At 66.1% G+C, this 14,505-nt stretch carries 13 protein-coding genes; 8 read left to right on the forward strand and 5 right to left on the reverse strand.

The window, feature by feature from the left end:
• Positions 1-155: 155 nt before the first annotated feature.
• Entirely contained in the window at positions 156-716 is a 561-nt protein-coding gene (locus M3330_RS11310) for a TetR/AcrR family transcriptional regulator (RefSeq protein WP_006553330.1), read from the reverse strand.
• Between the two features lie 68 nt (positions 717-784).
• Between M3330_RS11310 and M3330_RS11315 the strand changes: the two genes are divergently transcribed.
• From M3330_RS11315 to M3330_RS11340, 6 genes are all read left to right on the forward strand, one after another.
• Positions 785-1,813, forward strand: coding sequence for an FAD-dependent monooxygenase (locus M3330_RS11315; protein WP_200359146.1), 1,029 nt, complete (start codon positions 785-787; stop codon positions 1,811-1,813).
• Positions 1,814-1,907: 94 nt separating this feature from the next.
• Positions 1,908-2,225: a type VII secretion target gene (locus M3330_RS11320; RefSeq protein ID WP_255028755.1), complete on the forward strand. Its 318-nt coding sequence runs from the start codon at positions 1,908-1,910 to the stop codon at positions 2,223-2,225.
• Positions 2,226-4,592 carry a hypothetical protein gene (locus tag M3330_RS11325; RefSeq protein ID WP_255028756.1) on the forward strand — a complete coding sequence of 789 codons (2,367 nt, stop codon included), beginning with the start codon at positions 2,226-2,228 and terminating at the stop codon, positions 4,590-4,592. It begins immediately after the preceding gene.
• A 53-nt stretch (positions 4,593-4,645) separates the two neighbouring features.
• On the forward strand, positions 4,646-5,392 hold the full coding sequence (locus M3330_RS11330) for a hypothetical protein (RefSeq protein ID WP_024102586.1): 747 nt from the start codon (positions 4,646-4,648) through the stop codon (positions 5,390-5,392).
• 157 nt (positions 5,393-5,549) lie between these two features.
• The gene (locus M3330_RS11335) at positions 5,550-6,191 is read left to right on the forward strand and encodes a hypothetical protein (protein WP_024102585.1); all 642 of its coding nucleotides are present in this window, start codon (positions 5,550-5,552) and stop codon (positions 6,189-6,191) included.
• Between the two features lie 13 nt (positions 6,192-6,204).
• Positions 6,205-6,504, forward strand: a complete 300-nt coding sequence (locus M3330_RS11340) for a YbaB/EbfC family nucleoid-associated protein (RefSeq protein ID WP_255028757.1) — start codon at positions 6,205-6,207, stop codon at positions 6,502-6,504.
• Positions 6,505-6,626: 122 nt separating this feature from the next.
• On the opposite strand, the gene M3330_RS11345 is transcribed toward M3330_RS11340, so the two are convergent.
• The 4 genes from M3330_RS11345 to M3330_RS11360 form a co-directional block, all read right to left on the reverse strand.
• Positions 6,627-8,744, reverse strand: a complete 2,118-nt coding sequence (locus M3330_RS11345) for a catalase (RefSeq protein ID WP_019290428.1) — start codon at positions 8,742-8,744, stop codon at positions 6,627-6,629.
• A gap of 97 nt (positions 8,745-8,841) precedes the next feature.
• A complete protein-coding gene (locus tag M3330_RS11350; RefSeq protein WP_024102583.1) occupies positions 8,842-9,498 on the reverse strand; it encodes a superoxide dismutase family protein in 657 nt (218 codons plus the stop codon).
• A gap of 86 nt (positions 9,499-9,584) precedes the next feature.
• Complete coding sequence (locus M3330_RS11355) at positions 9,585-10,331, reverse strand: Clp protease N-terminal domain-containing protein (protein WP_024102582.1); 747 nt, start codon at positions 10,329-10,331, stop codon at positions 9,585-9,587.
• Positions 10,332-10,380: 49 nt separating this feature from the next.
• Positions 10,381-11,802: a wax ester/triacylglycerol synthase domain-containing protein gene (locus M3330_RS11360; RefSeq protein ID WP_041803930.1), complete on the reverse strand. Its 1,422-nt coding sequence runs from the start codon at positions 11,800-11,802 to the stop codon at positions 10,381-10,383.
• A gap of 219 nt (positions 11,803-12,021) precedes the next feature.
• On the opposite strand from M3330_RS11360, the gene M3330_RS11365 reads away from it, so the two are divergent.
• Positions 12,022-13,077 (forward strand): ABC transporter substrate-binding protein, encoded by a 1,056-nt coding sequence (locus tag M3330_RS11365; protein WP_024102580.1) that lies wholly within the window; start codon positions 12,022-12,024, stop codon positions 13,075-13,077.
• A gap of 20 nt (positions 13,078-13,097) precedes the next feature.
• On the forward strand, positions 13,098-14,501 hold the full coding sequence (locus M3330_RS11370; RefSeq protein ID WP_024102579.1) for an LLM class flavin-dependent oxidoreductase: 1,404 nt from the start codon (positions 13,098-13,100) through the stop codon (positions 14,499-14,501).
• Positions 14,502-14,505: the final 4 nt, after the last annotated feature.

A 14,505-nucleotide genomic window follows, 5' to 3' on the forward strand; every position in this document is an offset into this window, starting at 1 on the left:
GCGCGAGCGTGGACCCGGCGACCGGTGGGACGTCGTGGTCCCACCGTCTTCGAAACGAACGATATGCCAGGTGGCGGGGGGTAATGCAAGCAAGCCTGCCCTATTCTTCCGCCCACCTGCGGAAACGCAGCCGTAACGCACCGGAATCGCGGGCGTCACCCTGCCGTGGAAAGCAGCATTCGCACCATTCGGGACACGCCGTCGCGCGGGTCCGGCCCGTCGTCCTGCGAGGTGCAGCGATGCAGGATCAGTCCGTCCAGGTAGTCGATGAGAACCCGCGCGGCGGTGGCGGAATCGTCGACGCCGAGGCCCGCGAGCACGGTCCCGATCCATCCGCGCAGTTCGCTGCGGCGGGTTTCGACCCCGGCACGCAGTTCGGGCGTCGCCATCGCCTCGACGAACATCGCGAAGCGTGCGCGGGTCCGCACGAGGTCGTCCCCCGTCACGAACATCACATATCCGTGCGCCAGGTCTTCGAGCTCACGTGCGTCCCCCGGCAACGCGGCGCCGATCGCCTCGAGCTGGACCCGGTCCCGCTCGAGGAGCCTGTCGAGCACCCCTTCGACGAGAGCCTGGCGGGTGCGGAAGTAGTTCGACGTGGAGCCGGCCGGCACACCGGCGATGGCATCCACGCGGCGGTGGGTGAGGGCGCGCAATCCTTCGGTCCCCACGAGTTCGATTGCGGCGTCGAGGACGGTGGCGCGTTTGTCGGTCACGAGAGACATTCTACGAGGATCACTACAGGGGTAGTGACTGTTCACTACACACGTAGTACCGTCATGACATGACCGTGAAGCCAGGCAGTGCGGCGATCCTCGGCGGCGGAATCGGAGGGCTCACCGCCGCGAACGCCCTCCTCCGCCACGGATGGCACATCGACGTGTTCGAACGATCTCCGGAGCCTCCGCGCACCGGCACCGCGCTCGGGATGTGGCCTCCTGCCCTGGCCGCACTCGAAGTTGCCGGCGTCGGCGGACGGGTGGAACAACTCGGCGTGACACAGCGCTCCGCGACGCTCAGACGCTGGGACGGTGTGGTGCTCGCCCACGTCGGGGACCTTCGCCGGGCCCCGGTCATGGTTTCCCGGCCCGCCCTCCTCGACATCCTGCTGTCCGGCCTCCCCGACCACATCGTGAAGTTCGACGCCCCCGCGCCACCGCTCACGGCCCTCGCCGGATACGACGTGATGATCGGCGCGGACGGAATCGGCAGTGCGGTACGTGACGAGGTGTTCGGTCCGGCCTACCGGCCCGTGCACACCGGGTACGGAGCGTGGCGCGGCTGGGTCGGCGGCTCCACCACGAACCATGGAGAAACCTGGGGTCCCGGCGCGCTCTTCGGAATCACCGACCGCGACGGCGACCTCACCAACTGGTTCGCCGCCGTCCGCACCACCGAAGGCACCGGCGGCACCCTCGACGACCTGTACGGCCGCTTCCACGACTGGCACCCCGGCGTACGCGACATCCTCGGCCGCCTCGACCCCGACGACGTCATGTACCACGACCTGTACGAATCCCCCCGCCTCCCGTCGTACGTCCGCGGCAACACCGCACTGATCGGCGACGCGGCGCATGCGATGGCACCGAACCTCGGCCGCGGCGCATGCGAAGCAATCGTCGACGCCACGACACTCGCGACGCTGTTGTCCGAGCATCCGGTACCGATCGCTCTGCAGCGCTATGACCGTGCCCGTCGACGCCGCACCCAGCTCCTCGTGCCCGCGTCACGGGCGGTCGCCAGGATCGCGACCGCGTCCCGGCTGACATCTCTCCGCGACTCCTCCATCACAGCATTCGGCCGCATCGCCTGAAACGTTCCGAAAATCACCCGGTCGAGGGAACCGATCGTCACGCTGCTGCGTCCAACCCTGATTGAACGTCTGCCGGACAGGAGTTGGTGAGCTGATGTCAGCGCTGAAGGTCGACCCGGACTCGTTGAAGAGCCTGGCCCATGCCCTGGAGGGAGAAGCCGAGACCATCTACGCTTTGGAACCGTCCGCGGCGCTCGGGTCGGTAGCGGGCGCGATGCCATCCTCAGCGGTCGGTGGGGTCGCCGGACACGCGGGAGCACCACTCGACACCGCCTACCGCGCTATGGCCAACTGCCTGCGACGCATGGCCGAGGCCACCGAAGCGGCCGCACGGAACTACGAGGTGGCCGAGGAGGAATTCAGCCGCCAACTCGCGGCCGTCGGATCCGACTTCGAAGGAACGGCCCCGTAGGTGTTGTCTCCTTCCGCGATCCGCTCGCTCGATCCGGCTGCGCTCACCACGGCTGCCGACGCGGTCGAGTCCGCAAACAACACATTCCGGGAGTCGACCCACCGCGTCGACCGGAATGTGGACTCCGCATTCGGTGGATGGGACGGTGAAGGCGGGGCGGCCGCCGCGGCACGTGCGTGGAGTGACCGGGTGGCCGGCCAAGGCATCAGCCGCGCTGTCGACGAGCAGGTCGACGCCCTCCGCGACGCCGCAAACACGCTCATTCCCGCCCGCGCCACCGTCGTCGGAATCGTCGACAACGCGGTTGCAGCCGGCTTCACCGTCCACGACGACGCGCGGGTCGAGGCACCCCGAACCCACACGGGCGACGCGCAGACCGACCTCGTCGTGCAAGCGGGTCTCGACGACACCGCCATGAACTTCGAGGTCCAACTGAAATCGGCGGTGCGCACATTCGACGAACTGGATCGAGACGCCGCCGTCCGACTCGAGCAGGTCAGCATCCGGCTCTCCACGTTCGGCGGTGAATTCCGTTCCCAGAACACACATTCCATCGATGCTCCGGACGGTGCTGCCGACGCTGCGCTCCTAGCATCCGGGGCTGCACGCGATACCGATCTCGAACGCATCGGACGCACCCTGTCGCTACCGTCGGGTGCGAGCATCGAGTACCTCGACGCCTTCTACAACAGCCTCGACGAGGACGAACTGGCGAACCTGCACGAGACGTACAAGACATGGGAAGCCGAAGGCAACCCCGACGCGGCGCGCTGGGCCGACGGTCTCGGCAACGGTCTGCTCATCCTGTCGAATCCCGAATACGGCGGGTCGTGGGAGTCGGTGCCGCAGGACATCCGAGACACCATTCGATACGGCTACGAACCCGACCCGAACGCCGAGCACCCCGGTGAACCACTGGACCGGCTGGATCGACTCGGCGCGATACTCGGCGAGGCCAACCCTCAGTATCGACCCGGAACCGAGATGGGCATCGAGATGAGCCGGGTCGCCGGATATATGGCGGGCATCCCCACCTACGCCGATCCCCACATCATTCCCACCCCCGACCCTTCCTATTACGACCACACGGCAAGCACATTCCTCGACATCGCCACCCGGAACACCGACACGTCGTATCACCTGCTCACCGGCACCGACGTCGACGGCAGCCCTGCGGACTTCAGTAGGGACGAGGTGCTCGTTCCGCTGCTCACCCGCGAATGGGCCGACGACGGAGCAACTCTGGCCGGCCTTACGGATTGGATCGCTGCCGACGCGTTGCCCGCCGACCCGGGTGACCCCGTCGCAGTAATCCGAGCCGAACGTGCGGGCGAGGCAGCATTCGGTTTGGCCGAGGTGTTGTCTGCGCCGGAATCGGAGTGGAACTCCGACAACAACTTCAACCGTTTCCTCCATATGCCGGGTGCCTTCCGGGAGGAAACCGACCTGACCATAGGTGAAGTCAATCCTGTTGCTGTCCGTTCCTTCGCGACCGCCCTGTCACCGTTCGTCGGCGACATGGTCGGTTCCGTCGACGACGCCACCGCCACCAGCGGCTTCGGTGAACTCGGCCCCGTCCCGGCGACGCGCGTATTCACCCTCATGAACACCGACCCTGCGGCAGGTGCCCTTCTCAACGGTGCAGCAATCGCGCAGGCCACCGATTTCGACCGCCGGTTCGCTCTCGAACAACTCGACGGTGTGAACAAGTACAGCTACGGAACGTATTCGGGCCGGTTGCAAAGCCTCGTCGAGGTCGGTTTGAGCAGCACCTACGAGAACGAGAAGCTGGTCGAGCAGGCGGCGATCGACAACCGGAACCAGTCCAGAGCAGACGCGTATGCCGTGGCCCAAACCCTCGTCACCGGTGCGGTGACGGCGTTGCCGGGTGGCGTGGTCACGGGTCCGCTCGTGTACTCGACAGGGGTTTTGTTGCAATCCGAAATCGTCGATGCTGAAGGGCAATACGTGGGGCATCCGTCGGGGGTCGAGGGGTTCGATTCCGAAATGTATCTGACGGAGACGGGCGCCGAAAATACTCGGAGATACAACATGCTCAATGCGTTGGTCGACGCCGGAAGAGTGGATCCAGCGGACATGCCCTTCAGCCAGGCAGAGGGTCACACTATCCCTGAACGCACCAAAGCCGATGAACACGTCCTGACGAATCAAGCTGCCAGCATCATTTCGGAAAACGGGATCGATTACGGGTCCCAGGACATGTATCTCGGATCTGCCTCGAACGGAGCGGGCGACCTCCGAAATATCGTCTATGCAGACCAGAGGGACGGCACCGACGGATTTCGCGATGTGCTCGTAAACGATGTTGTTCCGGCCGGAGGAGAAAGGTGGAACTACGGCGCATGACAACAACGTGCCCGCGGGGGAACCGGAAACTCGTTACCACTCTAGTCGTTTTCATGCTTGTCGCATGCACGTCGGAAACCGAGCCGGCACCGCAGCAATCCCCTTCCCTTCCCGTAGACGCGAGCGAATACCAAGCGCCGGAGCAGGTTCGCAACGCGACCTACGTCTGGTCGGCGGAGCCCGGAATTGATCTGCTGGATAACCGTGGAAAATTGATCCGGGCATCGCACGAATCGATGATGATCGCATTCTACGGAGGTATCGAAACAACCTACCCAGGATTCAGCAATGCGATCGATCCCAGGTATGCGCGCAGGATAAATACCATCGCTACGCGCGCGCTAGTGGGCACGATCCGAGCGCACCTTCTTCAGGTGCATCAGACAGAAAAGGGTTTCAACGCGACCGTCTGCATTCAGCCCTCACACTATGCAGTGCGAAGAGACGACGGCCAGTATCACACTGTGCATGGCTCGGCCATCGAAGAGAGAGTCGAGTTCAACCACCCCACCGCTGAGGATCGCGACCTCGCCCGGGTCCGACCCAACGTCCCACCGAGCACCACTCCCCGCCCGCCATCTCCTCCCATCGCCGACGCGACTCACCAATGGTCCGCGCCGACGGAGGACGTCTTCGCGGGCACCGAGTGGTTGATCAGTTTCGGCGCAGATCTCGGCGATGCCAAGAAACGTTGCGAAGAGTGGGGACGCAGCATCGAGCCGGGGGTGCCCGATGACGGGGCCGAGTTTCTCGTCTCCCCCACCCCACCCGAAACCCTGCCCGCCTACCCGGGCTGGTGAGCACATGAACCGAATTATTTGCGCTGCAATAGCATTCCTTGTCGGATCATCCCTACTTGCAAGCTGCACACCCGATCGAGCGCCGGCACCGGTTGCGCCCCAGACCATCATCACCGCCGAGTACGAACCACCCGGACAGGTCCGAAGTTCCACCTTCGTGTGGTCCGCAGAACCGGGAATCGACCTTGCGGATCAACGCAGCATCCTCACCCGAGCCGCGTACGAATCCATGATCATCGCCCACTACGGCGGACTCGATACCACCTATCCCGGGTTCGCCGGAGCACTCGTCCCTTCCTACGCACGCAAAGTCCCAACTGCGCTGGAAACATCCCTCGTCGGAACATTTCAGGCGCACATCCTCCAGGTGCTCGATACGGCGGCTGGGTTCAAAGCAACCGTGTGCACCCAATGGTCGAAGGTGGGCATCAGGGTCCGAGACGGCGACTATCGCATCAACCAATTTTCCGGGCAGGAGGAATTTGTCGAGTTCACCCGTGACACCGAGGAACATCGGCTCGAAGGGCAACTCCACAGGCACGACCCGGAACCACCGACACCAAGCGATCAGTACCTGACTTCTCTCCCCACCACCGAGCACCAATGGTCCGCTCCTACGGAAGATCTGTTCACCGATACCGGACTCAGAATCGACTTCGGGGGCGACTTGGGCGAAACGATGTATCGATGCGAAGCATGGGGTCGCAGCATCGAACCCAGCTTGCCGCCCTACAGAAGTTCCGAAACCATCATCTCCCCCACCCCACCCGAAACCCTCCCCGCCTACCCGGGCTGGTGAGAAAGGAACCGTGTTGACGTATCCAGAAGAACTCTCCATCGCCGTCAGGCGTGTGCAGGACACGATCGAACGGATAGTAGGCAACGGATCGGTCCACGACATCCGTATCAGCGTCACCCCGACCGGCCGCATCGTCGCCCTCGAGATCCCGCCCGAGGCGTACAACTGGTCGCCGGACGTGCTCGCGACTCGCATTACCGCCGCCCACGACCTCGCATCCGCGGACGCCGACGAGCAGGCCCGCTACGCGCGCGCCGAGTTGGCCGACGACCCGCGTATCCGGCGCATCGTCTCGAGGATCGGGCAGCGCTGACCTCGAGGTGAACGGCCCGTAAATAACAACTGGCCGCAGCGATAAGAATCAGCTGCGGCCAGAGGTAACGAAAGAATAACTTGGGGCACCCGAAACCGTAAGCCCGTCTCAGGTGAGGTCTGTCACAAAGTGTCTCGTTGCCACACCCGGTGGGTACCGAGCAGATCGAGCACCTGCGTAACCGCCGTCTGGGGATCGTCCGCGACGACGACACCCGGTGCCGCCAGACCCTCGAGTGCCGCAGCTCCCGGACCCCACGCCGCCAGCGTTTTCTGGTGGCGGAACGTCTCGTCCACGAGGATCTGCACCCTCTTATCTGCGGGTGCAGCGGCCAGAATGACCGCGTCGAACTCGATCGAGCGGGCCGTGAGGAAGGTGCGCGAGATCGGCACGACTCCCCCGAGCATCCCGCCGTGCGGGGCGACGACCAGCGGGACGCAGTCGGCCGCGTCCACGGCCTGCACGGCCGCGAGCACCTGATCGACGTCGGTGGTGTCGTCGGCGACGATGCCGATCAACCGGCCCTGCACGGGCCACGTCTTGCCGACCTGCGCCAGCGCGGGGCTCTGCGGGAGATCGGAGACCTCGACGGTCGGCTTCGGAGCGGGCAGACCGAGACCGGCCGCCACCTTCTCGCACAACCCGGTGTCGATGTTCGCCAGGATCTGCAGCTGCCGCTCCTTGATGGACTGCTCGTAGCACTTGCCCAGCTCGAAGGTGTAGGCGTAGGCCACGTGGTCCTGCTCTATCTCCGACAGGCTCAGGTAGAACTGGCGGACCTGCGTGTAGTGGTCGTCGAACGACCGGGAGACCTCACGCTCCTTCTTCGCCGCCGGTACCTCCACCGGCAGGTCGACGAAGGCACCCTCGGTGACACCGGCCATGAACGGGCATCCCGCGTCGAGCGAGTTCGGCTTGTACGGAGCGACACCGGTGTGGACGGCGTGCTGATGGAAGCCGTCGCGGAACATGTCGTTGACGGGTGCGTGCGGACGATTGATCGGGATCTGCCCGAAGTTCGGTCCGCCGAGTCGCGTCAGCTGGGTGTCGAGGTACGAGAACAGGCGGCCCTGCAGCAGCGGATCGTCGGTGACGTCGATGCCGGGGACGAGATGGCCCGGGTGGAAGGCGACCTGCTCGGTCTCGGCGAAGAAATTGGTGGGGTTGGCATTGAGGACCATCGTGCCGATGATCTGCACGGGCGCGAGTTCCTCGGGGACGATCTTGGTGGGATCGAGCAGGTCGATGCCTTCGAAGACCTGCTCCGGGGTGTCCGGGAAGACCTGTACACCGAGATCCCATTCGGGGTAGGCACCGGCCTCGATCGCGTCGGCGAGGTCGCGGCGGTGGAAGTCGGGATCGAAGCCGTTGATGAGCTGGGCTTCCTCCCACACCAGCGAATGCACGCCGAGCCGCGGCTTCCAGTGGAACTTCACCAGCGCGGTATCACCCTCGGCGTTGACCACACGGAAGGTGTGGACGCCGAAGCCCTCCATCATGCGGTAGGAGCGCGGGATGCCGCGGTCGGACATGTTCCACATCGTGTGCGCCGTGGCCTCGGTGTGGAGCGAGACGAAATCCCAGAACGTGTCGTGAGCGCTCTGTGCCTGCGGGATCTCGCGATCCGGGTGCGGTTTGGCCGCGTGGACGACGTCCGGGAACTTGATGGCGTCCTGGATGAAGAACACCGGGATGTTGTTGCCGACGAGGTCGAAAGTGCCTTCCTCGGTGTAGAACTTCGTCGCGAAGCCACGAGTGTCGCGCACCGTGTCGGCCGAGCCACGGGAACCGAGCACCGTCGAGAACCGCACGAACACCGGTGTCTCCACGTCCTTCTGGAGGAACTGGGCACGCGTGATCGAGCTTGCGGCACCCGTCGCGCGGAAGACGCCGTGGGCACCGGCGCCACGGGCGTGCACCACGCGCTCCGGGATGCGTTCGTGGTCGAAGTGGGTGATCTTCTCGCGGAAGTGATGATCCTGCAACAGGATCGGCCCGCGCCGACCGGCCTTGAGCGAGTGGTCGGTATCCGTCAGCCGCGCCCCCTGAGCCGTCGTCAGGTACTCGCCCTGCTGGGCACGGCCGCGCGGCAGATCCGCGGGAGTGCCGGTGGCCGTCCTGACCTCGGGCTCCGCCTGATCGGGCTTGGGCTCGGGCGGAGTCGTGGGCGTCGTGGGTTCCTCCACGGGTGGCACGGTGGACGAGGGAACACCGGGGATCTTCGGGGTGTCGGCGGGCATGGGAACTCCGATTCGTGTTCTGTCGTCGGGGCTGGACACGTCTTTTCCACGGCTACCCGGAAGGACGGCAGCCAAACGCGGCGGCGGGGCCGTCGGGTCAGAGGTCCTCGTCGATGCAGGCGAGCCGGTCGCCGGCCTGTCCGGCCTCACCCGGTGCGGTCTTGGTGTGCTGTGCGTGGAGCACCACCGAGTTGGCTTCGCCGTCGCGGAACTCCCAGTCGACGGTCGTGGACGCCTCGGCGTTGCCCTGCGCGTCGGTGGTGATGTCGAGCCAGATCTCGTTCTGCGGATTGGCGTAGGCGGGATCGGTGGACGGGGAGTCGGGGTTCGCCGCCGGGTCGACCCGGTTCTGGTAGTGCGGCCCCGAATCGGACGGGTTCGGCCCGCACGGCCGGGTGTGGACGTGCGCCCCGAAGTCCCGATCGGGTTGCAGACCCATCACCCTGAGGGTGACGGTGGTCCGGCCGTTCTCCTCTTCGGATTCGACGTCGAAGGTCGCGCCGACCGGCACGGCCGCTTCGTCGTAGGTGAAGGCATTGTCGTCGTCGCCTCCCTCGTTCGGGAGCCCGAAGGCGTCGCCACTCATCCCGGGCAGCGGCGTGGGCATGGAATCGGTGGTGGTGGTCGTGAGCGAAGTGGGTGGGGTCTCGACGGTGGTCTCGGTGTCGGTGGACGAGTCGTCGCTGCTGCACCCGGCAGCCACGAGCGTGGCGACGGAGAAGCCCGCGACGAGACATGCGTGACGTGTGTTCATGACTTCGACGTACCCCGAGGGGGCCGTCGGCGAACCTGGCCGCAGGGGACGTGCCCGCGCCGGGGGCGCGCAGGTCCTGCCCGGTGCTACGACCCGGCCTCGCCGTCCTCGGCCTTCTGTGCCTCGACGATCGCGGCGAGATCCTCCGCGACCTTCTTCTCCACGGCGCTCTTGTTCACGCCGGCCGCCGAGAGCACGCCGTCGCCGTTCTCGAGTTCGAGGAGCGCGAGGAGGATGTGCTCGGTGCCGATGTAGTTGTGCCCGAGTCGCAGGGCTTCGCGGAAGGTCAGCTCGAGGGCCTTGCGGGCACCCGCGTCGTACGGGATGAGTTCGGGGACGTCGCTCGACGGTTCGGGGAGCGTCGCCACGGCGGCCGAGCGCAGCGCCGCGAAGTCGACATCCTGGGCCGCGAGTGCGCGGGCGGCGAGCGACTCGGTGTCGACGATCAGACCGAGAATCAGATGGACGGGCGTGATCTCGGGGCTTCCCGTGGCACGCGCTTCGTTCATCGACGCCATCACGGTGTTCTGCGCGCGCGGGGTGAATCGCGAGAACCCCTGCTCGGGGTCGAGGTCGTTGTCGCTCCTCGAGACGAACCGTTTCTGGGCTGCCTGCTTGGACACGCCCATGCTCTGCCCGATCTCCGACCACGACTTGCCGGACCGGCGGGCCTGATCGACGAAGTGGCCGATCAGGTGATCGGCAACCTCACCGAGGTGGTCGGCCGCGATGACGGCATCGGAGAGTTGTTCGAGCGGATCGTCGTGGACCTTTTTGATCGCATCGATGAGGTCGTCGAGCCGGATGGGATGGGACGGCCGAATGGGTTCCATGCGTCAACTCTAAGTTGACGCATGGTTTTCGTCAACCTTGGGTTGACGATCAGGTTTGCGCGGTCGCCGTAGCGGAGAGCGAGACCTCGATGCGCGTGCCCTCGCCTCCCACCGCGAGCACGTCGCCGAAGCCCTCCACCAGCGACTCGACGAGGACGGGCAGGTCGGGGACCGCGGCGGAGTCTGCGTTGATTCCGATGCAGCAGTGGCTCGTGTGCGACATCAGCGTGATATTGACGGCCGAGCCGACGGTGGGAGCGAACGGGTAGTACCTCAGCACCTCCGCCCCGGCCATGTACAGCGGGATCGGGGAACCCGGGACGTTCGACGCGAGAAAGTCGATGTGCTCGAGGATCCCACCCAGCACACCGGCCGGGAGCACGTTCAGCACACCCGCGATGGCGGACGAGAGCGGCACGGCCGGTTCGTCCCGCCACGACCGGACGATCCGGTCCACCCGGTGCATCGACGCGACCGGATCGGCGACATCGAGGGGAAGAGCGAACCGCGCCAGGGTGATCCGGTTTCCTCCGATCGCGTCACTCTCGCGCCGGAGACTGATCGGCAGCGTCGCCCTCAGTTCGGCGACCTGCGCGCCGTGCCGGGAATGGTAGTGCTTCAGCCCCAACAGGATTCCGGCCAGGAAAGCGTCGTTGAGCGAGGAGTCCGCTGCCCGTCCGGCCTGCCGCAGAGCGTCGAGCGGCAGATCGAGGGCTGCGACCTCCCGGACGGTGCTGCGGCCGATCATCACCGGGGAGAGCGTCGTGAACACCGGTTGCACGAACCGGGCCGTCGAGCGGGCCGTGTCCACCACGCTGCGCAGCGCCGCGACCGGATTCGTCACCGACCTCAGACCGGAACGCACGAGCCACGGCACACCCCTCTCCACCATCTCGCCGGCCGTCGAGAGGTACCAACCCACGGAATCGGCGAGGGCCGACGCCGGAGCCGAGGTCGGCGGATCCTCGGGCAGTGGCCCGCGGTCGGTACCGTCGCGCTCGAAGTCGACCATCTCGTTCGCGATCTGAATGCCGCCGATGCCGTCGGTGAGCGAGTGGTGCACCTTGAGAACGATCGCGGCGCGACCGTCGGCGAGGCCGTCGACGATCGTCGCCTCCCAGAGGGGACGGTCCTTGTCGAAGGCCGACATCGCCGCGGCGCGCACGAGCGGGAGCACGGCGTCCAGTCCCCCGGGATGCGGGAGCGCGATGCGCCGCAGATGCCAGGACAGGTCGAAGTCGGGGTCGTCCACCCATCGCGGTGGGGTCCGCCCGAACGGGGATTCGACGAGCTTGCGGCGGAAGCTCGGCACCGCACGTGTTCCGCGCTCCATCATCCGGACGAAGCGCTCCTGGTCGGGTGACCGGTCGAGCAGAGCCACCGCGACGATCGTGGACCGCAGGACGGGGTCCTTCTCCATCCGCCACGACATCAGATCCGGCTGCGACATGTGCCGACCGTCCGCACCCATGCGCACCACCTCCCGCCTCCGGTTCTCCTCGCACGGTAACCGCCGCGATGTGCGGATACCGGCGATATCGGCCCGCGAACAGCACCGATGGGCCGGATCGAGGACCTTTCGCTCATGCTGACGCAAACCCTGGTCCCCCGCCGACGGATCGCACAGGATCGGTGACGACTTCGACGCCGTCGAAGTTCGCTCCCCATCGCCAGTACCGTGAGGAAGTCCATGCCCCGTCTACGTCGTGCCGGATCGACGGCCGTCATCGCGCTCCTTCTGACCGCGGTCGCGGCATGTAGCTCCGGTTCCTCGGGCGACGGCCTCGCTTCCGACAGCGCGCTGCCCACGGAGATCCCGGCGGGCACCAAGCTCGTCATCGCCGACCAGGGTGAACGACAGCTGTCCCTCCTCACCGGTTCCGGACAACTCGACGCCCTGCCGTTCGAGTACGAGTTCGCGACCTTCCAGGGCGCGCCCGCGATCCTCGAGGCCTTCCGCGCCGACGCGGTCGACGTCGCGTGGGCCGGCGAGATCATGACCGTCCAGTCGCTGGTCGCCGGTGACGACGTGCAGGTCGTCGCGGCCATGCAGACGAACAACAGCCTCAACATGGGCATCGCCCCGAACGCTTCGGACATCACGACGCTCGCAGACCTGAAGGGCAAGCGCATCGGCTACGCCGAGGGCACCTCGCAGCAGGCCTTCGTACTCCGCGGTCTCGACAAGGCAGGCCTGTCGGTCGACGAAGTCGAGCTCGTGTCGATGTCGCTGCCGGATTTCCCGGATGCACTGCGCTCCAACCAGATCGACGCCGCTCCGATGAGCGAGCCGGTCTTCTCCCGGTACATGCAGACCCCGGGTGCGACGTCGCTGCCGCGCCCCGAGATCGAGGACCTCAGCGAAGGCATCTCGTACCTCTACTCGAGCAAGAAGGCCCTGTCCGACCCGGCTACCGCCGCAGCGGTCCGCGCCTACGTCACCGCGTACATCACGTCCGTCGACTGGGCCGACAACAACCGCGACGCGTACATCGACACCTACTTCGTGAAGAGCCAGGGCCTGACGGCCGAGGCCGGCGAGCGCATCCTCGACACCTCCGGGATCACCACCTTCCCGCACCTCGACGAGGAGCTCATCGCGACCCAGCAGCACACCATCGACGTCATCGATGCCGCCGGTGAACTGCCCGAGCCCGTCGACGCCGCCGACGCCTTCGATCTGCGCTTCGACGAGGTCGTCACCGAAGCGGTCGCCGAGACCGGCGCCTCCCACACCCGCAGCTGACCTTCCGAGGGGAATCCGACATGACGAACCGCCAACTCAACCTCAACGCCTTCATCTACCCGACCGGCCACCACGAGGCCTCGTGGCGCCATTCCGGCAGCGTGCCCGAGCGTCTCTACGACGTCACCTACTTCCAGGAACTCGCCCGCCTCGCGGAGAGCGCGAAACTCGACGCGGTGTTCTTCGCCGACGGTCCGGCTCTGCGCACCGAGGTGAAATACCGTCCGGACTACGGCCTCGAACCGATCACCACGCTGGTCGCGATGGCCACGGTCACCACGCATCTCGGGCTGATCGCCACGGCGTCGACCACCTACTACGAGCCCTACAACCTCGCCCGGTTGTTCTCCTCGCTCGATCACATCTCCGGTGGCCGCGCCGCCTGGAACATCGTCACCACCGCGACCGACGCAGCGGCAGCGAACTTCGGGTACACCGAACACCCCGACGTGCACGAACGATACGCCCGGGCACGCGAATTCGTCGACGTCGCGATCAAGCTGTGGGATTCGTGGGAGGACGACGCACTCGTCCTCGACAAGACCGCCGGCGTCTACGCCGACCCGGACAAGATCCACCGCATCGACGTCGAGGGGGACTACGTCAAGGTGCGCGGCCCGTTCGGTTCGGCCCGCTCGCCGCAAGGGCGCCCGGTGCTCGTGCAGGCCGGATCCTCCAACGACGGCCGCGATTTCGCGTCGACCTACGCCGAGGCGATCTTCACCGCGCACCAGCGCATCGAGGACGCCCAGGCCTTCTACACCGACATCAAGACCCGCGCAGCAGCATTCGGACGCAACCCCGATCACGTGAAGATCCTTCCCGGCCTGAGCCCGTTCATCGGCGCAACCGAGGCCGAAGCGAAGGAACTGCATCGCGAGTTCAACGAACTCACCATCGTCGAATACGGTCTCGGGCAGCTCCAGAAGATGGGCCGCATCGACGTGTCCCGGCTCGAGTTGGACGAGAAGGTGCCGGTCGAATTGTTCGCCGGCGCAGGCGACATCACCGACAACAACAACAGCCGCCGCCTGGTCTTCGCGAAGATCGTCGAGCGCGAACAGCCGACCCTGCGTCAGCTGCTGCACAAGCTCGCCGGCGCACGCGGCCACAACGTCGTCGCGGGCACGCCGGTGCAGATCGCCGACATCATCGAGGAGTGGTTCACCAACGGCGCCGCCGACGGCTTCAACATCATGCCGCCGCAGAACCCGCAGGGCCTTGAGGCGTTCGCTTCCCAGGTGGTGCCGATCCTGCAGGAGCGCAGCCTGTTCCGGACCGAGTACACCGGCACCACCCTGCGCGACCACTACGGCTTGCCGCGTCCGGAGAGCCAGTACGCACACGAACTCGCCCTGTCCGGTGCCACCGGTGATTTCGCACCGGGCGGCGCCACCGGCGACTTCGCACTGTCCGGCGTCTGATCGA

The organism is Rhodococcus sp. GA1 (assembly GCF_024321955.1).
Classification (GTDB): Bacteria; Actinomycetota; Actinomycetes; order Mycobacteriales; family Mycobacteriaceae; genus Rhodococcus; species Rhodococcus pyridinivorans.